Source organism: Caballeronia temeraria, assembly GCF_001544795.2.
Taxonomy (GTDB): Bacteria; Pseudomonadota; Gammaproteobacteria; order Burkholderiales; family Burkholderiaceae; genus Caballeronia; species Caballeronia temeraria.
In genome coordinates this window covers 415,297-433,007 of record NZ_FCOI02000002.1, presented here as the reverse complement: position 1 = coordinate 433,007, position 17,711 = coordinate 415,297, and the positions used below count along the sequence as shown (strand labels likewise).

Annotated in this window: 26 protein-coding genes; 6 read left to right on the top strand and 20 right to left on the bottom strand. The window is 49.2% G+C overall.

Translation table 11 applies throughout. The features are described 5' to 3' along the window. Positions 1 to 234: 234 nt before the first annotated feature. From AWB76_RS04570 to AWB76_RS04490, 20 genes are all read right to left on the bottom strand, one after another. Complete coding sequence (locus AWB76_RS04570) at positions 235 to 1,734, bottom strand: hypothetical protein (RefSeq protein WP_157696061.1); 1,500 nt, start codon at positions 1,732 to 1,734, stop codon at positions 235 to 237. A gap of 5 nt (positions 1,735 to 1,739) precedes the next feature. After that, positions 1,740 to 2,351 (bottom strand): phage adaptor protein, encoded by a 612-nt coding sequence (locus AWB76_RS04565; protein ID WP_061158914.1) that lies wholly within the window; start codon positions 2,349 to 2,351, stop codon positions 1,740 to 1,742. 14 nt (positions 2,352 to 2,365) lie between these two features. Then, positions 2,366 to 2,545 (bottom strand): hypothetical protein, encoded by a 180-nt coding sequence (locus AWB76_RS04560; RefSeq protein ID WP_061158913.1) that lies wholly within the window; start codon positions 2,543 to 2,545, stop codon positions 2,366 to 2,368. Between the two features lie 2 nt (positions 2,546 to 2,547). Continuing rightward, the gene (locus AWB76_RS04555) at positions 2,548 to 2,865 is read right to left on the bottom strand and encodes a hypothetical protein (RefSeq protein WP_061158912.1); all 318 of its coding nucleotides are present in this window, start codon (positions 2,863 to 2,865) and stop codon (positions 2,548 to 2,550) included. Beyond that, entirely contained in the window at positions 2,852 to 3,139 is a 288-nt protein-coding gene (locus AWB76_RS40695) for a hypothetical protein (protein WP_157696060.1), read from the bottom strand. Before AWB76_RS40695 ends, AWB76_RS04555 begins: the two co-directional genes overlap by 14 nt. Positions 3,140 to 3,148: 9 nt before the next feature. Next, entirely contained in the window at positions 3,149 to 5,689 is a 2,541-nt protein-coding gene (locus AWB76_RS04550; RefSeq protein WP_061158911.1) for a portal protein, read from the bottom strand. A gap of 99 nt (positions 5,690 to 5,788) precedes the next feature. Further along, complete coding sequence (locus AWB76_RS40690; RefSeq protein ID WP_157696059.1) at positions 5,789 to 6,757, bottom strand: SU10 major capsid protein; 969 nt, start codon at positions 6,755 to 6,757, stop codon at positions 5,789 to 5,791. A gap of 29 nt (positions 6,758 to 6,786) precedes the next feature. After that, entirely contained in the window at positions 6,787 to 7,881 is a 1,095-nt protein-coding gene (locus AWB76_RS40685; protein WP_157696058.1) for a hypothetical protein, read from the bottom strand. A gap of 20 nt (positions 7,882 to 7,901) precedes the next feature. After that, on the bottom strand, positions 7,902 to 9,353 hold the full coding sequence (locus AWB76_RS04535; RefSeq protein ID WP_061158908.1) for a PBSX family phage terminase large subunit: 1,452 nt from the start codon (positions 9,351 to 9,353) through the stop codon (positions 7,902 to 7,904). Next, complete coding sequence (locus tag AWB76_RS04530; RefSeq protein WP_157696057.1) at positions 9,346 to 9,810, bottom strand: hypothetical protein; 465 nt, start codon at positions 9,808 to 9,810, stop codon at positions 9,346 to 9,348. Before AWB76_RS04530 ends, AWB76_RS04535 begins: the two co-directional genes overlap by 8 nt. A 129-nt stretch (positions 9,811 to 9,939) precedes the next feature. After that, entirely contained in the window at positions 9,940 to 10,257 is a 318-nt protein-coding gene (locus AWB76_RS04525) for a hypothetical protein (protein WP_061158906.1), read from the bottom strand. A gap of 63 nt (positions 10,258 to 10,320) precedes the next feature. Beyond that, a complete protein-coding gene (locus AWB76_RS04520) occupies positions 10,321 to 10,743 on the bottom strand; it encodes an antirestriction protein (RefSeq protein ID WP_061158905.1) in 423 nt (140 codons plus the stop codon). Between the two features lie 91 nt (positions 10,744 to 10,834). Beyond that, on the bottom strand, positions 10,835 to 11,083 hold the full coding sequence (locus AWB76_RS04515; protein ID WP_061158904.1) for a hypothetical protein: 249 nt from the start codon (positions 11,081 to 11,083) through the stop codon (positions 10,835 to 10,837). A gap of 182 nt (positions 11,084 to 11,265) precedes the next feature. Then, a complete protein-coding gene (locus AWB76_RS04510; RefSeq protein WP_061158903.1) occupies positions 11,266 to 11,829 on the bottom strand; it encodes a hypothetical protein in 564 nt (187 codons plus the stop codon). 124 nt (positions 11,830 to 11,953) lie between these two features. Further along, positions 11,954 to 12,214 (bottom strand): hypothetical protein, encoded by a 261-nt coding sequence (locus AWB76_RS04505; protein WP_157696056.1) that lies wholly within the window; start codon positions 12,212 to 12,214, stop codon positions 11,954 to 11,956. A gap of 106 nt (positions 12,215 to 12,320) precedes the next feature. Next, the gene (locus AWB76_RS04500; protein ID WP_061158901.1) at positions 12,321 to 12,692 is read right to left on the bottom strand and encodes a hypothetical protein; all 372 of its coding nucleotides are present in this window, start codon (positions 12,690 to 12,692) and stop codon (positions 12,321 to 12,323) included. Continuing rightward, complete coding sequence (locus tag AWB76_RS40680) at positions 12,689 to 12,844, bottom strand: hypothetical protein (RefSeq protein WP_157696055.1); 156 nt, start codon at positions 12,842 to 12,844, stop codon at positions 12,689 to 12,691. Before AWB76_RS40680 ends, AWB76_RS04500 begins: the two co-directional genes overlap by 4 nt. Further along, the gene (locus AWB76_RS04495) at positions 12,844 to 13,134 is read right to left on the bottom strand and encodes a hypothetical protein (protein ID WP_157696054.1); all 291 of its coding nucleotides are present in this window, start codon (positions 13,132 to 13,134) and stop codon (positions 12,844 to 12,846) included. Before AWB76_RS04495 ends, AWB76_RS40680 begins: the two co-directional genes overlap by 1 nt. Positions 13,135 to 13,308: 174 nt before the next feature. Continuing rightward, the gene (locus tag AWB76_RS38885) at positions 13,309 to 13,638 is read right to left on the bottom strand and encodes a hypothetical protein (protein ID WP_208606534.1); all 330 of its coding nucleotides are present in this window, start codon (positions 13,636 to 13,638) and stop codon (positions 13,309 to 13,311) included. Next, positions 13,638 to 13,826 carry a hypothetical protein gene (locus AWB76_RS04490; RefSeq protein ID WP_061158899.1) on the bottom strand — a complete coding sequence of 63 codons (189 nt, stop codon included), beginning with the start codon at positions 13,824 to 13,826 and terminating at the stop codon, positions 13,638 to 13,640. The genes AWB76_RS38885 and AWB76_RS04490 overlap by 1 nt, the downstream gene beginning before the upstream one ends. Before the next feature lie 793 nt (positions 13,827 to 14,619). On the opposite strand from AWB76_RS04490, the gene AWB76_RS04485 reads away from it, so the two are divergent. From AWB76_RS04485 to AWB76_RS04465, 6 genes are all read left to right on the top strand, one after another. After that, positions 14,620 to 15,696 carry a hypothetical protein gene (locus AWB76_RS04485; protein ID WP_061158898.1) on the top strand — a complete coding sequence of 359 codons (1,077 nt, stop codon included), beginning with the start codon at positions 14,620 to 14,622 and terminating at the stop codon, positions 15,694 to 15,696. Continuing rightward, positions 15,677 to 15,880: a hypothetical protein gene (locus AWB76_RS40675; protein WP_157696053.1), complete on the top strand. Its 204-nt coding sequence runs from the start codon at positions 15,677 to 15,679 to the stop codon at positions 15,878 to 15,880. The genes AWB76_RS04485 and AWB76_RS40675 overlap by 20 nt, the downstream gene beginning before the upstream one ends. After that, entirely contained in the window at positions 15,877 to 16,212 is a 336-nt protein-coding gene (locus AWB76_RS04480; protein WP_157696052.1) for a hypothetical protein, read from the top strand. The genes AWB76_RS40675 and AWB76_RS04480 overlap by 4 nt, the downstream gene beginning before the upstream one ends. A gap of 63 nt (positions 16,213 to 16,275) precedes the next feature. Further along, positions 16,276 to 16,731, top strand: a complete 456-nt coding sequence (locus AWB76_RS04475) for a hypothetical protein (protein ID WP_061158896.1) — start codon at positions 16,276 to 16,278, stop codon at positions 16,729 to 16,731. A 396-nt stretch (positions 16,732 to 17,127) separates the two neighbouring features. Then, positions 17,128 to 17,298 (top strand): hypothetical protein, encoded by a 171-nt coding sequence (locus tag AWB76_RS40670; protein ID WP_157696051.1) that lies wholly within the window; start codon positions 17,128 to 17,130, stop codon positions 17,296 to 17,298. Beyond that, positions 17,295 to 17,666, top strand: coding sequence for a hypothetical protein (locus AWB76_RS04465; protein ID WP_061158894.1), 372 nt, complete (start codon positions 17,295 to 17,297; stop codon positions 17,664 to 17,666). The genes AWB76_RS40670 and AWB76_RS04465 overlap by 4 nt, the downstream gene beginning before the upstream one ends. Positions 17,667 to 17,711 lie beyond the last annotated feature (45 nt).

Here is a 17,711-nt window from a genome sequence, read left to right as displayed (position 1 = left end):
ACGTAATACCAAACACCTGACCCGTTGGATTGGTCGTGATTGTCTTACCAGTGCCAGTTGGTGGAGCAGAAGCAGCGGAGTACTTTGCTGCCATCTGACCACCTGACAATGAATCAAGCTGCGCAACGATCTTGTTCAAGATGTTTTCAAGCTGTCCCGTATCTGCGTAAGTTACTGTCTCGCCGTCTACGTTGGTTGTCTTCGTAGGGAGAACTATCTTTCCGATGCGTGCCATTAGTTCTTCCCTGTTGTTGACAGCGTTACGAACCACTCCATGATCTCGAAGTCGCCAGTAAGTGTTAGGTCTAAGCCGTGCCAACGTGCGTTTTGATCCACGTCGATACGGGAGTCTGCGGGTACAAATGCGCCAGTCTTAGCGGTCGCAATTGATGACGGATCGCTTGTACCTGCTGCCGTTACGCCCTTCCATACAGCCGTGCCAGATGCGGGTTGCTGCTTGCTCATTAGGAAGAACTGCTTCAGCGTGGAGTAGTAACGCGTATCGCCAAATGTATTCGTAGAGATGGTCGCGCCCTTTGAGGCACCAGCTAATGCATACAGGGTGTTCGTATTGTCGAAGTAACCCGGTGTAATGCGGAAGTTGATCCAGAATGACGAGTCATAGCTAATAGCTGGCAACGCGTCGTATGTAACCCACTGATTACCGATACTGTTGAACGTGATCTGACCGTTCAGAATCTGCATGAACCCTTGCATGTTCAGGTTCATTACGCCCCAAGTGCCCGTCTTCCAGTTATATGTGATGCAGGAGTCGAAAGCACCATTTGCGGAGTTGTTAGATACAAACGCCCAATAGATAACTTGCTGATCTTGATCGTAATAGCTGCTGATTTTGTTCTTGTACGCTGGACTGATTGTGTTGAAGAACCAACGACGCACATTGCCGCCAATTGGTTGTGGCAGGCTATTGTTCTGATATGCGTAGAAGTCGTCAGAGCCAATAAAGAACAATGCGGAACCGGTATTGACTACCGCTTCTTGACACAATGCGCCTACTTGCTTGCTGATTGCTTCAAAGCCCCAACCTGTTGGATAGCCTTGCAGCGTTCCAACGTACATGGAGTTAGTCTTGAACAGGATTGCGTTTGGACCTAATGCCGTACCTGCTGTAATACCGCCGGCCGTGTCGCCCAAAGGAGCGTAGGCGCAAAGCGTTTGCTGGTTCGTGTAGTCCCATTGCGTATGGTCGCCTACGCCTGAGCAGTGCCAGTAGTGCGGGCCGAATTGTCCACCCGGTGCTGCGGTTGTATTGCAGACGAACACTTGGTAGTTGGCAACGAATACGATCTGACCTGTTGGAGAGTTCGCAATGTCAGCAAAGGCGCCGTCAAGCGCCGCTTGCATTAGGTTTGTTCCGTTCACAGCCAAAGACATGTTGCCGAACGCAGTAAAGCGCCACTGTGCTGTGGAACCGAGCGCGTAGCTGCTAGAGCGGCTAACGTCCACCCATGTACCGTTCTGGTTCTCGTAGAGCTTTGACGCTGTGCCTGCAAACTGGCGATCGGTGCCGTTCAAGCGTGCGATCAGTGCGCTACCAACTACAGGAGCGGGAAGCGCAGCCATGTTGGAGCTAACGGGACTAGCAGCGGACTTGAAGCCTTGTGCTGTTGGAATGATGTTGTTGCAAGTGCGGAAGATGCCGGGTGTAGCCGGGTCTAGGTCAGGAGCAAAACCAACCAGCTTTTGCGGGTCTAATTGTTGTTCTTTTGCCATATCTCTTACACCAGTCTACGACGCAGCATTGAACCGCGTGGAATGCGTGCTTTGTGAATGCTTGTCACTGCATCGCTAACCGCACCTTGTAATGCCATATTCCACTTCTGCGCTGCATCGTCATCCATCATGTACAAAGCCGCTTCCATAAGCGTTGCATACAGGTAGATCGTTGGATAATCTTCGAGAAGCCAATTGCTCTCGTTGAAGTCGCTGAGGTTTTGCAGCTTTGAGTAATAGTAGATAGTCAGCGTGCTTTGTCCATCAACTGCTGTCTGCAACAGAATGCCGTTATCTACCAGTGTATAGTTGCCGCTCTCAAATGTGTTGCTTGTGCTGCTTGCTTGCTCGGGCGGGATAAACTTCATCTGCTTGCCCTTGTACTCAAGCTTAGAGATCAGCGAGCAGTCTGATGGCAATGCGATGAATGTTGTTCCCGCGGATGGCACGATTGAGTATGGCTGTGCGAACTGCTGCGGAAACTTCAGCAGCACGTTCTTAAGCTTGTCTTCCGCCATTTTGATGAACAGCGGAATCTCATCCCCCAAGTTGTTACGTTGCAGGAATTTGGCGACTACTGCTTGCAGATTGTCGTAGGAGTCAAAGTCGAAACTCATTACTCACCTTCTTATTATTGTTTTGTTTTGATAGCTTTTCCGTACTTTTCGCGCTTGGCTTTCAGCGATGCGCGTAAGGCTTTGATACCTTCCAACGAGATACGTGTGTCGGCCAATACATGAACACCATCCGGAGTAACGAACTCGATCACGTGCTCGTTAATCTCCGTGTACTCTTGCATCTTGTTATCCACGCTTACTTCTTTGTGAAGTATGGGTTGATCACAAAGGCTTGCAGGTTTGGGTCTGCCATCATGCGCATAACATGAAGACGCTTGTCCGCTTCAAACTCTGCAACTGTGACGTTGTAGGCGTGCAGATAAGCCGTAATCGCTGATGGAGGAAAATGTGCAAGGTGACGCAGGCTTTTGCCGTATGTGTTCTGTCCACCAATCTCTGCGCGGATAGCTTTTGCTTCCTCAAGCTCTTTGGTAACGTCTGTCTCTTGCTTTACGAACAGGGTATAACCTGATACGTCCTTAGTGACTGCAATATCAGTTTTACTTCTGTCCATTCTTTGCTCGCTTGCTCTTGATTGTTTCTGCTGCTGTGCCTGCGTTTTGAATAGCAAGCAACTTCTTCTTCAACTCACGTACTGCGCGGGTCAAATGCCACTTCTGTTCGCGTACATCTGGGTTAAGAGCTTCAACCATCTCGTTTGTTGCTGTCTGCTCAATCTCGTCAAGCGCCTTAAGCAGAGTTGGGTTGTTAAGCAATTGGCGAGCTTCCTCGCCAGTGTAAATTGCTGTGTCTAGGATGCCGTCAGGGGCAAAATTAACATTTGACATTCTTATTCCTTATTGTTGTGGGCCTACATCTGGCTCTGTTGGGTCTGGAGCTTGCGCAATAGTGTTAATGAGATCGTCCATCTCGCCACTCATGTGCATGTTGATGCCAGTAAGCGCAGACTTGTACGCTTCTTCAGTGGATGAGAATGTCTCGTTAAACATTGCTTGCTCTGCTTCTGGGCTTACACCAGCTTGGAATGCTGCTTGTTCACGTTGCGCAGAGATAGCCAGAATTGCCTTCAACTGCTCAATCTCTTTCTGCTTCTCAAGCAATTGCATCTTGTACTGGAAGTCCATGTGACGCTGCTCGTTATCTGTCTTTGCTTGCGCTTGAATACGCATTGCATCCAACTGAGCTTGACGCTCTTGTTGCTGTTGGTTAGCTTGTGCCTTTACGGTCTCCAATTGCATCTGCATCTGCATATCTGGCGATACGTGTGGAGGTGGTACTTGTGGCATTGGTGAAGGTGGTTTGTGTACGAACTCGCCCACGTTGGAAACACCCAAAGCCTTAACAATGCGTTCAGCAGTGTTGTAGATCAGGTTCAAATCGACCATTCCAGTATGCATCTGCATGGCTTGCATCTGCAGTGCCATAACTTGCTGCAATGAAGCCAATGTACGGCCCTTGTCGCCTGTTCCCAAACCAACTTGAGGGATAAGGTCGATGTTTGCGCGTGCGTCGAGTGGGTCTGCTTCCATTGTTTGACCGTTCAAGCGGATTTCCAGCTTTTGGTCTGGATGCTCTGCAAGCAACTGCTTGATACGCAACACAGCAGGCTTAACACCTGTCTCTGCAAAGTGGCGAGCAACTAGCTTCTCTCGTTCCTCTGCACGGTCTGTCATCTGCATGTAGCCGGTGGCAGTCTCGTTGACAACGTCCGCATCGTTACCGCGTGTTAGCTTTTGGACGCCTGTACGTTCTTGCTTGATCGTGTCGAACATCTCAAGCAACTGCACTACTGCTGCAATGTCACCGCTGCTGCTTGGAACCACGCCAATTGACTCGTTACCGTCGCCGTCTACTGGCACCATTGAACCGGGGCCAACGTCTTGCACAAAGGTCATATCCACTTTGTTCTCGTCAAACCAGATAGCAGCGTTAGCACCAAAGCTGACGTTGTCGATCAGTGAGCGGACCAAGTTTGTGTTCTGCTTCTGCACGTTCATTGCCAACTCACCCACTGACAAGCCAAACAGTGTGTGGCTAATAGGCACGCTGACCATTACGCAGAATGGATTACCGTCGCATGGTTCGTTAAGAAGGATTGTGTTGCCTGCCTTAACAATCTTGCGCCACTCTGCAAAGCCGTCTCCGTCATAGTCCATCAAGAGATAAGCCTCTACTACTTCTACTTCACGCAATGACTCGTCGTAAGTACCAACAGCAAAGTCGAATGCGTTGGCTTGATCCATACGGTTACGTGCCAGATACAGTTCCGTTAGCTCTGGGTTGTCTTCAGTGCTGTTTAGATCGTCTAGCTTGTCATCATCGAAGCCCATTGCACGAAGCTCTGAGATGGTCTTCTTAGAGACGTGCGCTGCATACTTTGCGTCTTTGATGCGACGTGCTGATGGATCGACGTAGAACTCGTCCAATGGCACGTTAATGATCTTGATGCTGCCTCGCTTTGGGTCGGGCAGAATGGCAATCTTGACGTCATGCAGTGTTTGCGTGATCGCAGGCAGTTGTGGATCAATCTGTGTCTGCTGCGCTACCTGCATTGGATCGACGCCAGCTTGCGCTTGTTGCTGCACTTGTGGCGCTACTGGTGCTGACTGAATACCGGAAGCGTTCGCACCTGCTAGAGCCAAGCCATGTTGCAACATGGTCAACTGTTCAAGCTGTGGATTTGGGTATGTGTCGTGGGAAACAATGATGCATTCACCCATCTCTGCGGAGAGAGCGATTGCCGCATACTCTAGGTCTGAGACGCCTTCATACAACTCAGTCTTAGTCTCGCCGTCTGGTTCCCAGAAGATCTTGATAACGCCACCGGGTGTGAGCAATGCGTCATTGATCCATGCACGCATTACTTCGTAACCATCGTTCTGTTGCCATACGTAGTTGACCATTGCCTTAGTCATCTCAGCAGCCCGGTCTGATGCCGAATTGCGAGCTACAAAGTCAACAATGTCGTTAGTGCCGCAGAACGCGTCTACCAAACCAGTTTCGATCCAGCGCACTGTGTCCGCAACTGAGCTATCAACGAAGTCTGAGCGGCCTTCACCACTTACACTGAAGTCGCCTTCTGGCTGTGCGTAGAAGTATTCAAGGGTCTTTGTTGCGCGGTGCATGATCCTGTTGCGGACATGGTCTTTCGCGCGCATTTCAAGCTGGTTGACGACTGCAAGAACTTCTTCTTCCGTCTTACGCTTGCTTTTGCTTGTGAGGTCTACTGATGCGTGGATGCCTTGTTGGTCATCCTGTTCTGGCAATACGCCGGGCAGCAGCGTTCTAAGTTGGTTCTCTAGCTGTTGCTTTACGGCTTCTTGATCTGTGTCTTCTGCGATAATCTGCGGAGGGCTTTGTTTTGTTCTTTTCGCCATTTACGAGCTTCCCTTCTATAAGGTTTACCCGTTATTTAGTTGGCTAGAAATGGTGAAAGGGGCCGAAGCCCCTTTGTGATAGTACTAACCTACTAGAGATTAATAACCGCTCAGGTCGCGAATGACGAAGCTTGCTTCTTCAGCGCGTGATTCAAGAGTCAGTTCCCAGTTGATCATGTACTTGTCGTATGTACCAGTACGTGCCAGCTTTTCCATGCCGATTGACTGCTTTTCAGCAACAGCAAACTTTGTCAGGTCGAGACCGTATGCGTTTGTTGAGCTTACTTGTGCCAGAACAATGCTTGGAACGATGCTGATTGGACCGAAGTCTGAATCATAAACGTCGATAGCTGTGTGGTAGACCTTTGAGTCATCAGCCACGTTTTGCATCTTAGCAACGCGAGCGTTGAAGCCTGACACTGTCATCTTACCCAGTGGGGAGACGAGCAATGTAGTGACCTTGCCGCCCTTAACGAAAGACTGTTGCATACCTTGGGTAAGCAATGCTTCTGTCAGTGGACGTGCTGTACCGGCTGTCACTGTTGGGTTTGTGAATGTTGATGCGCCTGAGCCTGCAACAACGGAACCACCTGTACCGCACAGTGCGTTAGTGACGATAAAGCCTGCAACGCCCTTCATTGTGCGTGCTGTGCTTGTGTCGCCTACTGCGCCTGATGTACGTTCCAGCAATGTAGCTTCTGCATCCAGCTTGATTGCCTTCTGGTTGTTGTATGTCAAACGTGCCAGTTCTGTCAGACCAGCTTCGTCGGAAGCCTTTTGACCATCTGATACTGCGAATACTTTTTGCAGGTTCTGTGTATAGTTACCGATACGTGAAACTGCTGTCTGTGCTTGGGTTACTGCGTCTGTACCTTCAACGACTGCGTTAGTCAGTGATGGTGTTGGCAGTGAGTCGTGCAGCCATTCATGCAAGTTGTTACTTGCTGAAGTCTTCTTGGCATTGTCCAAGAGGAATGTGTCGTGTGGAGCGATGTTCCAAATTGTATCGCCCAAGTCTTCACGGTTGTGAATCTTTGCGTCGTATGATGTGACGATGTTGTTAGCCATTTCTTATCCTTATAATTGGCTTGATGGTTTTAACGAGTGCGCATCTTGTTCTTGAACATTTCGATAAACGCGTCTTCTGATTGTTCGCGTTTAAAGTTGTCCTGAAGCGCCTTCGTTTGACGTGCGTTCTGTGTCTGCGCCTGTCTCTTCTGGAAGAGAGGATCAGCAGCTTGTGATACGCCCGATGTCAAAGTTTTGCCAGTTGTAGGCTTTGCCTTCTTCTGGTCTTTAGCTTTCATAGCTGCATCGTACAAAGCAGCCTTATGCACGACTTCAAGCATACGGGCATCATTCAGCCCTGCTTGTTCGTCCTTACTGAATCCTGTTGCGTCCAAGAATGATTCAATACGTTTTGCGTCGTGTTGTGCCTTCTCAGGATTCTTCCACTGTGGAAACTTCTCGAAAACAATACGTTGTTGTTCTTTGAGATGTTTCTCAGAGGCCATCTTACGTTCAGTTTCTTCTTGTGAACGAATCTGTTCCTGAAGGAGTTTAGCTTGATAGATCTCTTGCTGTTTTGCTTGGAACATCTTTTCCTGCCTAATGTATTCAGCGGGATTAGTGTCAAGCAGTTCCATCGTTGGAGGTTCTATCTTGTACGCTTGCTCAATAAAATTCTGATATTGTGCTGCCAAGCTTTTCAATGTATCTCGGTCCCTTGTGTAAGTGGACTTGATCTCTTCCGCTTCTTTGCGCATTTCAGAAGCAGCTTGAAACTTCTTATCAGCCGAGGTCGCCTTTTGCGCTCGTTTGATCAACTCAGATTGCTTAACTTTTTCTTCTTTTCCATCTACCTGAATAGTGAGTTCTGGGTCAACGTCGGTTTCATCAGGTTCGCTTTCGTTGGTATCGTTAGAATCGCTGTCAAGCTCTGCTGTGTCTGCTTCCGTTGCTTCGTCATCACTTTCACTAATGTCAACGATATCAGCATCTAGGTCAGCATTTGTTTCTGCCGTCTCTGTTGCCTTTTCTACTGGTGCTTCTGTTTTAGCTGCACCGTGCTTCTCGTTGAAATAGCGGATAAAGTCATTCTCGCTAAGGGCACCGCCAACATTACCGCCTTGGCTTTCTTGGGTTGCGCTCCCAATTGGCTCACTGGTAGGTGAATTATTTTCTGGTGACATATTATTTATATTCCTATTGATTATCTAAAGACCGTATGATTACGGCGCAATGGTTGACCGGTGTACTTTTGCTTTTGTGTGTCGGTCAGTTTTTCTCGTTCTAATGCCAGATATCTGAATGCATCTGCACCGTGTGAGAATATGTCGTGGACTACAGTGCTAAGACTGCCGTCCGGATTTTCTTTGTATCGATATCGCTTCAAGCACTCAATTAGCTTGCCGCAGTCACGGTCAATCCATACGTTCGGGAACATCATGCGTGCTGCACGAATACCCACGTCTGGGTTGCTTGGTGGCATGATCGCTGTCTTCCAACCAAACGCCTTCATGTAATGCTCTGGCGTGTTGCCAGACATATCTCTATGGGCGCCATCGTGTGGGAGATATGCAGTACCCCAGCTTGTTACGTGGTTCTGTCTTCCCCACTCTCTGATTTGCTCGTTGTACCAAGCTATGTTCTTGCCACGGTTCTCGATATAGCCAACAATGCGGACTTCACTCAGGTGTGTTTGGACGAGGATAATTGCCGTGTTGTCGGCCATACCCAAGTCCCATACCTGATGCACGGCTTTCAGTGGGTCAACGGATACGCGTGTGATGCGGTTCTGTTCGACTGCTAGTGATACTTCGTTGAAATACACGGAACCAACCAATGCTGGCAGTACCTTGCCTTCCCATATCCACTCATACTGTTCGACAGGTAAGCGGTTCTTATCCTCTTGGCGTTCTTCATCAATTGCGTCGATGAACCAAGGGTTGTGCTGGAAATTCACCCAGATATCGCATACGCGGTCGCTCTTGTTGAGCACGTAGCGTTGATAGACTGCGTCGCTGTCCTGTTGTGGGTTCCATGTAAAGAAGAAGCGTGCGCCTTCATTACGGACTACCGTAGGGATAAGCACTTGCAGGCTTCGTTCTGTTAATGCCCTTGCTTCTTCGCCCCAACATACATCTACGTCTGAGAATGACTTGACGTTTTCTACTGTTTGATCTCGCAAGCCCTTGAACATGAAGATAGAGCCGTTCTTGCCTCTGATCTCGTTCTCGGTTGAGTCTTCGAAGAAGCTTTCTAAGCCAAGCTTCTCGATCATCTTCTTCAACGTGGCATATACCGACTGCTTGATACTGTTCTGCACTTCCCGGAAGCAGAGAATACGGAGTGGTGTGTAGTAAGACATAAGCAGCAGGACCAAGCCTGTTGTGTCTGTCTTCATACCTGCACGTCCACCACGCATGGATACGAAACGGTATTTCTTATCAAACAGAGGCATGAAGTTCTCTGTGATAGTGATACCGGCGTCGTAGTCCATCCCTTCTAGCTTGTTTCCGAAGGCGTCGATTACGTATTTCAGCTTGCCCTTGCGGGATGCTTCGAACACGCCAATGCGAAACAGGCGTGGTTTGTCTACTGCGTCTAAATCTTTGTGGGTTTGTTCAATGACTTCAAGACGCTTCAATAGCGCCTTATTCATTGTCACCTGCTGGCTTAGTTTGTCGCGCTAATGCGTATGCTTCCAACTGCTCGATGCGTGCTACTAGCTCGGATTGCTCGTACACCGCTGCCGTGCTCTTGATCTGATTGATAATCTCGCTGCCTTCGTCCGGGCTTAGTTCGCCTTTGGAGACGGCTTCAATGATCAACTCGCACTTCTCGTGGTATGGCAGGCTTCTGTCGTACTGGAAGGTTGTATTGGGGAGTTTGCTGCGTGTAGTGGGTACAGCAGTCTTCAAGAACAGTTCCATCATGTCCTTGTCGCTGTTGTGGAACGCCTGATCTACGATGTATTCGTAGAGGTCGTCTTCGCTCTTGCCTGTCACCGCTTTAAGCGCTGCTAGGGAACGTGTCTTTGCAGATTTGCCGCGTGTGTTGCCCGGTGTGGGTTGGTTCTGCGGAGTGAATGCGTTTGTGGGAGCTTTCGTATTGCTCATCTAGTGTCCTCGCTATGACCGCCCGCGGGTAGGTCAAGTGGCTTTTAGTATTTCTATTTAGCTAGCGAGAACGACAGATGAAAAAAAGGCTCCCATTGCGGGAGCCAAACGAGAGTACTACTGGGGTACTTAGAGGATGCGCATTGCTAGGAAGTAGCCAACACCAAGCAGGAAGCCTGCAATGATCAGCGGCAAGCAGCGCAGGAATATGACAAACGCAGCAGCTAGCGCGATCAGCAACGGTCGGATGATCGCCATCCAACCAAAGTAGAGACCTACCGGAGCACCAACTAGACCAATGACCCAGTAGTCGCTAGTGCTGCGTACTGGTTCGGTGAAGATCATGTAGATCACGCAGAAGCCGGTGAACACATAGATAGCAAGCGCGTATATCGCTGCTGTTTCTAGTGCTTCCCTCCACCAGTTATTGCTTGTTGCTGTTTGCATCTCGTCACCCCTTGCGTTTATCTGTGTCTTGAGATTACATAAGAGCCAACTGAAATCAAGACATTAGTCGATGGCTCTGTATATTTCTCGTGCCTCCGTGTGCGTTGCTGCATACTCGCGTAGCTGCTCCCAGTTCCGTATAAGCATCTGCGTAAGTGCTTCGTCCTTCCCGCTCGTCTCAAACATCAAGTTGCTGAGTACAAACAGCGTGATGATGACGCCGGCTGCGTCTGCGCTTACTTCCCCTTCGTACCCGTTGCCTGCTACTTGTAGCCGCATACGTGCGGGGTTGACTGGTGCTGCGTAGCCTCCCCTAGTACTGAGCTTCATGTACTCCCAGTACCCGCCCTTGTAGCTGTCTGCTGCAAGCTCTTCTGCCGTGTGGTAGAGCATTGCTTCCGCTTTCATCATTAGCTTGAGGCCGAAGACCTTGGGGAGGAACGTCATGCGTTCGACCATCGGTACGGGCTGTGCGGTTACTTTCATATGGACTCCTTGCTATAGGAGCCAGAGGATATAGCCTTGCGCTAGCCAAATCACCTAACGAAAAAGGCCCCCGTTGTGGGAGCCTTGGTGCTTACTTGATGATGAACTTCTGGAACAGATACCAAGCAACTGTACCCAATGCGATGACCACGACATAGACAGCGTTACTGCGGAAAGTACGCAGTTCAGCAATCTCGCGGGACATATCTTCGATACGTGCGCTTTGCACGGCAACCACCTCACTAAGCTCGATGATGATCTCTTTTAAACCTTTGATCTCATCACGTAGCTCCAGCAGGCTTTGGCGACGTTCAACATCAGCAATAGATACGTTGCTCATGCTTACCTCCCAACCAATACACCTTCTATACTTATCATTTGGTGGTTACAGGTGGACACAATCGGAGGCAGCCATGCTTAGTAGCGGTGAATGGCAGCAGCGCACGGTTGATGAGGGACTTGTGCGCTGCCCTGCTTGTGATTCCGGCAATGTCTCTATGGGTGCTTGCGGTGTTGGTGCGTTCACCGTTTACCAAGAATACGTTTGCGAAAGTTGCGCATATGAGTTCCAAGCGGTATTCGCGCTAGCGGGTTTTTCAGGATCGTCGGTCGGAGGCCATTGATATCTTCTACCGATAGGTAGGGGTGGAACATACCGCTGATATGGTAGGCGTGATGTTCGCCTAGCCAATCAATGGCATTGTCTCTCTTCTCCAAAGCGTCCTCCTTACGCATCTTACTAACCCCGAAAAATGCATCGGCGCTCGACGCGTTGATCTCTTTGCTGAACTTCTCGATCGAAGTAGCAGTTGAGGCGATCTCAAGGAGGTATTCGTGTATGTCATCGCCTAGTAAGAATTGCGACTTTCTAACGGCTTGCAAGAAGCCGTCCAGATTGGTGCCTGACGTACCCTGCGTTGCTAGCACGTCGTTCACGAAGTCCATAGTCGTCTCGTACACCTCGAAGCGCTTGTCAAAACGGTCCACCTTCAACTTGGTGCGGTTGATCCGCATCTGCTGGTACGCGATCCATCCACCGAAAGCTGCTACAAGCAGTGTTAGCAGCGCCACCATTCCCGTTAGCATCGTTTCGCCCTCGTCAGGTACAGACCGGAAACGATTGTACGATGCAGTCCGCTAACAGTGTACGCCAACGCTCCAAACAAAAATGGCGCCCCTAAGGACGCCAAAGCCGAGGACTACAAGTGCTTCAGTAGCCGTTGGTGTAGACGGTGTTGCCGATGCGCGTTGACGACGTGTTGCTGTACGTCGTGTGACCTTGACCGTCGCTGTAGCTCTGGTTCGTGTACGTCGTATTCCCGATCTGCGTCGAGCTCGAATTCATCGACGATCCGTTCGGGCCAGAGTAGCTACCGTAGCTGTTGTTTCCGATCTGCTGTTGCGACCCGTACCATTGCGCATGTGCAAGCAGCGGCATGAGTGCTGCCGCACAAAGAATGATCTTTTTCATTGGTCCCTCGTCTTGTTGTCGTTGCCCCATATGTAGGCGCTACGATTCTATGTTCCGACAGATACCACGGCAAATCCGCTTTGTGCGTTCAGCAACTATGTGCAGATCATTCGCCTCGCTTGCGGCAGTTGTGGCATTGATCGAGGGAGTGGTAATAGCCAAGATCAAAAGCGGAATGCTTGCAGCCAGCGTCTCTACAGAATTGGTCGTAGGCCGCACGAGCTTGTTCGAACACAGCGCGTGGATGATTGTCGCGTTGCTTGCCGGTCTCGTTAGCGTGTTGCTGGAACTTGTCTACAGCGTTGGAAAAGCCTAGCAGAGCAGCGTTCAGCAGAATCGCGCCGCTATATTCGCCACGAGCGATCAACACTAAGGTCTCCCGATCCATTGCGAGATCAATTGACGCATAAATCTCCGTTTGCGTTTCAGCTTCTGGATCGACCTTATGCAGCAGTTCGATAAGCTTTTTAACCTTCATTTTGTCTCTCCCTTGTCTTTGTTCTTTTTCTTGTATGGCCCTCTGGTCTTGCCTAGCTTGGCCTGTCGCATCTTCTCTTTTGATTCTTCGCTGTGAGTCGTGCCTGTGCGATCCATCTTTTCGGCCCAGCGTCTCAATTCTTCTTCTGTCATTACCACGTTCCTTGACTTGGACTGATTGCCTGCCACTGGGTTGTGTCCTCGATATACTCTCCGAATTGCAGCTTGAACATCAATGCATCGTCTTCGCGCTCTGGCGGAAAGTACAGTTCATACGTAACTGGATCGCTGAGCCAGTTTGTTCTAATACTGAACAGAGAATCAAGCGTCTGCTTTACTTCAATGCCTTCAGGCACTTCGATACGGTTCAAGTTACGTTCATCTATCTCAAATTTGGTGAAGACCCAAGGCTTCGTCGCTTTCTTCTCAAAAAAACCGAACATGTTGCTATTCTCCCGGAGCACTATCGCCCCGCATTTCTATTTATACTTTTAAGATGCAAGTTGATAGCCACAAAAAAGACCGCTGTAGGCGGCCTTCTCTGTTGTTGCTCTCATGACAGAGCACTCTCTGAACGGACTATTATTCTGCTGTCTGCCTAATCTGGCGTCAAAATGTTATTGCTTCTTCTTTTTACGTGGCTTTGGTTCTGGCTTTGGCGGTTCCGTCACTAGCTCGCCAACAGTCAGCTTGTACACGGCAAACTTGTCTGTCTGGAATCTGGCATTGAGCTTTTCAGCCAAATTGAACGCATGGCCGGGATTAGGGAACGACACCTTCTTGTACTTTGGGCCGGGATAGTCGTAGGCGCTACAGCGTTCGCGTAGGTTGACTGGACGACCATCATAGAAGACCGCATAGATAGCCTCTGCTTCTAGTATCTCTACTATGTGATGCTTTCTGTTCGCTGGCATCACTGCTATTACTGTTGGTTTTGGTCGTGACATTACAGCCCTTCTACTTGTTCTACTAGGCGTTGCGCATCTGCTGTCTTGTCGAACAGCAAGCAAGCCTTCTGTGATGCGGGCCAGAAGTGAATCTCAACCGCTACATGGTTTTCCACCAACCAAGCAGCGATTGCTAAACGGTGCTTGAAAAAGCGTTCAGCAGTGGTCTTGAGCTTCATCTTTGGCATACACACACCTTCACACGGCTTGATTGCCGCTATGTCACGGTATTTATGCCGCAAACAGAAAGAGCGACTCGAAAGTCGCTCCGTCTGCTCATAATCGAGACCACAGTACCGCGCTATTCGCAGTAGCGTTGGTCGATATGTGTTTTCTGCGTTAGCCGATTTCCCGCGCAGAACGGGCTGTTCTATGACCGGGTGCGTCAATCCCGCCGCATCGGCAATACGGTAATTCAATGAGACGCTTGCCAATATTTATGCACCGTGTTGGTGCATCGCTCATTTTGACGAATGTCGGGAATCTGCGGTATAACGGCTCAATTCACTTTCAAGAACTAGGCACCAGCCGCTGAAAGCTGCTACCTGAGGAAGCGAAGCCACCGAAGGTACCTGCGAAGCAGGACGAAGTCACCCAGATAACGGCAGAAAGCCGGAAAGAAATCTGCACTTTGAGCCTGCGAAAAGTGCGTTTCTTATTCCTTCTATATCTATATATTAGATGGTATCTTGAATAAGAAACGCACTTTTGACGTGCGACGAGTATTTTGACGTATTCGCAGGTGTCCCGTAGAATCCAGATAAATAAACGGACAGCCGGTGCAATGCCTGCTGGTCATTTCTTGTCGTAGCTGGCAAAAGTGCTGGATGGGGACTGTGGTGGTCCCCATCATTTTGACTAAATCCCCGCGATACCGCAGAATACCGCTATAACGCATTTTTCTCGCTTCTTTGCTAAATACGAAGGCGAACGACGCACAGCACGACCTAACCAGTCACCAAACTATTATAAGAAGAAGAGATGACCACATTCTCCATCACCGATTTTCTATCCGGCGTCACAGAAGACGACCGCGCAAAACAAGCCGCTAAGAAGACAGCGCAACAAATCCAAAAAGAAGAGAAGTTCAAAGCAGCAGTCGAACGTGCAGAAACGTTTGAAGACAAGCTGATGACCGACGCATTCCGCATTACATGGTTGCGTGCTCAGTTCTTCGACAACACCGCTCACTCAACACGTGGTAAGGCCAAGTATGTATTGAAGGTCACGTACTCTACCACCAAGAACCCAGAGCAACTACGCTACAACCTGAAGACTTGCTTCTTCTACATGTACGACTTCGGTAATGACCTGCATCGTCCTTCACGCACGTTGATGGGCGAGAACGACGCATGGGCCGAATACAAGGCGCAAACAAGCATGATCGGTGAAGCAGTCAAGCAGAACCTGAAGAAGCACAAGAAGCAAGACGAGGTCGAGCACTTCTTCCCAAAGACCAAGTTCGGCTTTCAATACGCCAATGTGTTCAAGCAGGGTCGCAAGGGCTTCCACACGCACCAAGCGACGCTTATCCCTTGCTTCAAGAAAGACGGCACGCCATACGTTGAACTGATCTTGACGATCAACGGCGAGCAGTTGCAAGTGCCAGTAGAGATGCGCAGACCCGAACCTAACCCAGAACGCAAGCTGAAAGCTGCGGTCATGTACGGCTTCTACGACACCATCGGCGTACACCCTGCTTCATCACAAGCCACACTAAAACAAATTATGGAGACACGCTATGACACCAACATTTCTAGAAACAGTCAACACGTTGAGAGCCATGAATGGTCACCCGCCGTTGACGCCACAGCAGTACCAGAAGTACGAATCGCTGAGAACGTCGCGGGAGATAGCGAATCAAGCGCAAGCGGAGATGCGTGCGGAACGAGATGCGAAGTTTCGACAAACGCTGAACAATGCGCGTCAATGGGCGCAGACCAGTTCTTTGCCAGACTTGCAGGGTTCGCAGAAGCAGATCGAGTACGCGCAGATCATTCGTCACAGATGGATGACGAAGCTTTGGGATACAACTGCGATGATGAATTTGATTACTGAGAGCCAGGAAGAAGCGTTTGCGTCAATCCTCTTTCAAGAAGCAGATGCGGCAGTCTGGTTGAACGCCAGCAGCACATACGGTTCACCATATGACTACCTGTCAGCAAAGCTAGAAGAAGACGGACGCTTCGTTTTCCAACTTGCGTTTGAAGAACTAGAACTATCAAAGAGAGAACAACAATGAAAAAGCCAACAACAAGAGTAGCAACACCCAAAAGAATGAAATACAAGATGAGCTCAACGCGCAGGTACTATGAGCAGACGTTGGCTCGCATTAAAAAGACCATCAGCCATTCCCGATACGTTATGAGTATGGACCTCCACGGAATGCTTGACGAGGATGTCTTCAGCTTTTCAGCAGACTTGAATGCGCGACGCATCAAGCATCAATGGTTCATGGGTTCACTGTATCTGTGGAAAGACAACGACGCGCTCACAGTTAAGCTGCTGTACAGTGACCGCATTACGGGCGTGCAGCGGTTATATCCCGGCAAGCGGGATCAAGCTGCATCTTAAAAACATAAATAGAAGAAAGGGTGTAGCAGCGCTGATGCTGCTACTTTCCGAGAGAATAACAACATGACTAACGACTACCCAAAACTGCTTGAAGACAGCTACGCAATGTACACGGACCTATGCGAAGTTCGCGGTGGTGAGCCAAGTAAGTTTGCCTTCTTAGGCGACCATCTATTTGATTTCACGACTTACGACGACGAAGTTAGCGCACTGTTCGCTAACGTTGCCCTACAAGTTTGTAAAGTGATCACACGCAAAACGACCTTTAAGTTTATCGAGGACGAAAGCAACTATCAGCAATACTTGCTTATGTGCAACACGACGTTCTTTGCAGGTAGGCTTGATTGGGGCGGTTCGATTCGAGGCGCTTGGTGGAATCAGGATGGACAGGAGCTTGATACTTGCGGCTTCTTTGTAGGAAGGCAGCAAGTGTGTTCATGGACTTTCACAGAAGAACAATGGAAGGACTTCATGGAGGCAGTGTTCGCCTTTGCAGCGTCACAGGGAGAAGGACAGTAATGCCAACATGCCTAATCATTATTCTTGCTGTTGTTGTCCCTCTGCTTGTTTTGAAAGCCTGCAATGACGTAAAGCAAGGGAACATCGAAGAAGAACAAAGCAAGTCAAACACTGAGCTATACAAGTACGAGTTGAAAACCGTTAGGGAGAAGTTCTTCTCAAACACTAAGCCCCACTACCTTGCTAACGGCGCAGTTCGTTTCGAGAGCGAAGCAACCCTGCGTCGCTTCGGCACTAGTGTGTTCAGCGGAGGCACTTTGTATCTTGTTTTGACTGATCGCACACTAACAACATCAGAATTCACAATAACTGAGAATCCGAAGACCCCATATATGTTTCGGACGGTTTAACGAGAATAGAGCCGCACGATAAGCGGCAAAGAATGGAGAGAGAACAATGTATTACGATAGCAATTCCCAACAATGGTTCAACAGCGAGCATGACTACCTTGTCTATAAAGCTGCTAACGGGCCGGAAAGCAGTGGCATGAACACGCTTCTACATGAAGTAAGAGAATTAAAGGCGATGGTTCAACAACTGCTGAACGCATTCGGGGGCGCGCAATGAACGATCACAATAACCATGTATGGAGTGAATCGCTTGACAGCCACGGCTTGTACATTTTCAAGACATCAGTGAACCCAAAGTTAAAGCTGCATAAAGAGCTTTATGACTGGCTTACAGAATCGTTTGGTGACGGTAACAGTAAAAGCTCCGACTCCAGAACACCGGAATGGCAGAAGCGCGTCGCGGAAAAAACGCATTGGGGTTTGCATTTCTTCGAGACAGAACCTGTAGAAGCTGTCCAACGCAAATGGGACTTTGAGACAAACACTTGGGCTGGCTATAAGAACAAATACTATTCCTACGCAACCGAATTACACCTAGTTTGCCAAGAGCAAGTAGCAGTAATGTTTAAGCTCAGGTATATGTGATCTCGCCCGCCGCAAACGCTCTCCTGCACTTTGGTAAATACGAGT

What these genes read in the sequence shown, in the direction of transcription:
- AWB76_RS04480 (WP_157696052.1), top strand. Translation starts at nt 15,877, where the DNA reads ATGAAAAAGCCAACAACAAGAGTAGCAACACCCAAAAGAATGAAATAC.
- AWB76_RS04500 (WP_061158901.1), bottom strand. Translation starts at nt 12,692, where the DNA reads ATGAAGGTTAAAAAGCTTATCGAACTGCTGCATAAGGTCGATCCAGAA.
- AWB76_RS04525 (WP_061158906.1), bottom strand. Translation starts at nt 10,257, where the DNA reads ATGCAAACAGCAACAAGCAATAACTGGTGGAGGGAAGCACTAGAAACA.
- AWB76_RS04490 (WP_061158899.1), bottom strand. Translation starts at nt 13,826, where the DNA reads ATGCCAAAGATGAAGCTCAAGACCACTGCTGAACGCTTTTTCAAGCAC.
- AWB76_RS40695 (WP_157696060.1), bottom strand. Translation starts at nt 3,139, where the DNA reads ATGTCAAATGTTAATTTTGCCCCTGACGGCATCCTAGACACAGCAATT.
- AWB76_RS40675 (WP_157696053.1), top strand. Translation starts at nt 15,677, where the DNA reads ATGATGAATTTGATTACTGAGAGCCAGGAAGAAGCGTTTGCGTCAATC.
- AWB76_RS04465 (WP_061158894.1), top strand. Translation starts at nt 17,295, where the DNA reads ATGAACGATCACAATAACCATGTATGGAGTGAATCGCTTGACAGCCAC.
- AWB76_RS04535 (WP_061158908.1), bottom strand. Translation starts at nt 9,353, where the DNA reads ATGAATAAGGCGCTATTGAAGCGTCTTGAAGTCATTGAACAAACCCAC.
- AWB76_RS04475 (WP_061158896.1), top strand. Translation starts at nt 16,276, where the DNA reads ATGACTAACGACTACCCAAAACTGCTTGAAGACAGCTACGCAATGTAC.
- AWB76_RS04515 (WP_061158904.1), bottom strand. Translation starts at nt 11,083, where the DNA reads ATGAGCAACGTATCTATTGCTGATGTTGAACGTCGCCAAAGCCTGCTG.
- AWB76_RS38885 (WP_208606534.1), bottom strand. Translation starts at nt 13,638, where the DNA reads ATGTCACGACCAAAACCAACAGTAATAGCAGTGATGCCAGCGAACAGA.
- AWB76_RS04495 (WP_157696054.1), bottom strand. Translation starts at nt 13,134, where the DNA reads ATGTTCGGTTTTTTTGAGAAGAAAGCGACGAAGCCTTGGGTCTTCACC.
- AWB76_RS04505 (WP_157696056.1), bottom strand. Translation starts at nt 12,214, where the DNA reads ATGAAAAAGATCATTCTTTGTGCGGCAGCACTCATGCCGCTGCTTGCA.
- AWB76_RS04510 (WP_061158903.1), bottom strand. Translation starts at nt 11,829, where the DNA reads ATGCTAACGGGAATGGTGGCGCTGCTAACACTGCTTGTAGCAGCTTTC.
- AWB76_RS04485 (WP_061158898.1), top strand. Translation starts at nt 14,620, where the DNA reads ATGACCACATTCTCCATCACCGATTTTCTATCCGGCGTCACAGAAGAC.
- AWB76_RS04555 (WP_061158912.1), bottom strand. Translation starts at nt 2,865, where the DNA reads ATGGACAGAAGTAAAACTGATATTGCAGTCACTAAGGACGTATCAGGT.
- AWB76_RS40670 (WP_157696051.1), top strand. Translation starts at nt 17,128, where the DNA reads ATGTATTACGATAGCAATTCCCAACAATGGTTCAACAGCGAGCATGAC.
- AWB76_RS04550 (WP_061158911.1), bottom strand. Translation starts at nt 5,689, where the DNA reads ATGGCGAAAAGAACAAAACAAAGCCCTCCGCAGATTATCGCAGAAGAC.
- AWB76_RS04530 (WP_157696057.1), bottom strand. Translation starts at nt 9,810, where the DNA reads ATGAGCAATACGAAAGCTCCCACAAACGCATTCACTCCGCAGAACCAA.
- AWB76_RS40690 (WP_157696059.1), bottom strand. Translation starts at nt 6,757, where the DNA reads ATGGCTAACAACATCGTCACATCATACGACGCAAAGATTCACAACCGT.
- AWB76_RS40680 (WP_157696055.1), bottom strand. Translation starts at nt 12,844, where the DNA reads ATGACAGAAGAAGAATTGAGACGCTGGGCCGAAAAGATGGATCGCACA.
- AWB76_RS04565 (WP_061158914.1), bottom strand. Translation starts at nt 2,351, where the DNA reads ATGAGTTTCGACTTTGACTCCTACGACAATCTGCAAGCAGTAGTCGCC.
- AWB76_RS40685 (WP_157696058.1), bottom strand. Translation starts at nt 7,881, where the DNA reads ATGTCACCAGAAAATAATTCACCTACCAGTGAGCCAATTGGGAGCGCA.
- AWB76_RS04520 (WP_061158905.1), bottom strand. Translation starts at nt 10,743, where the DNA reads ATGAAAGTAACCGCACAGCCCGTACCGATGGTCGAACGCATGACGTTC.
- AWB76_RS04570 (WP_157696061.1), bottom strand. Translation starts at nt 1,734, where the DNA reads ATGGCAAAAGAACAACAATTAGACCCGCAAAAGCTGGTTGGTTTTGCT.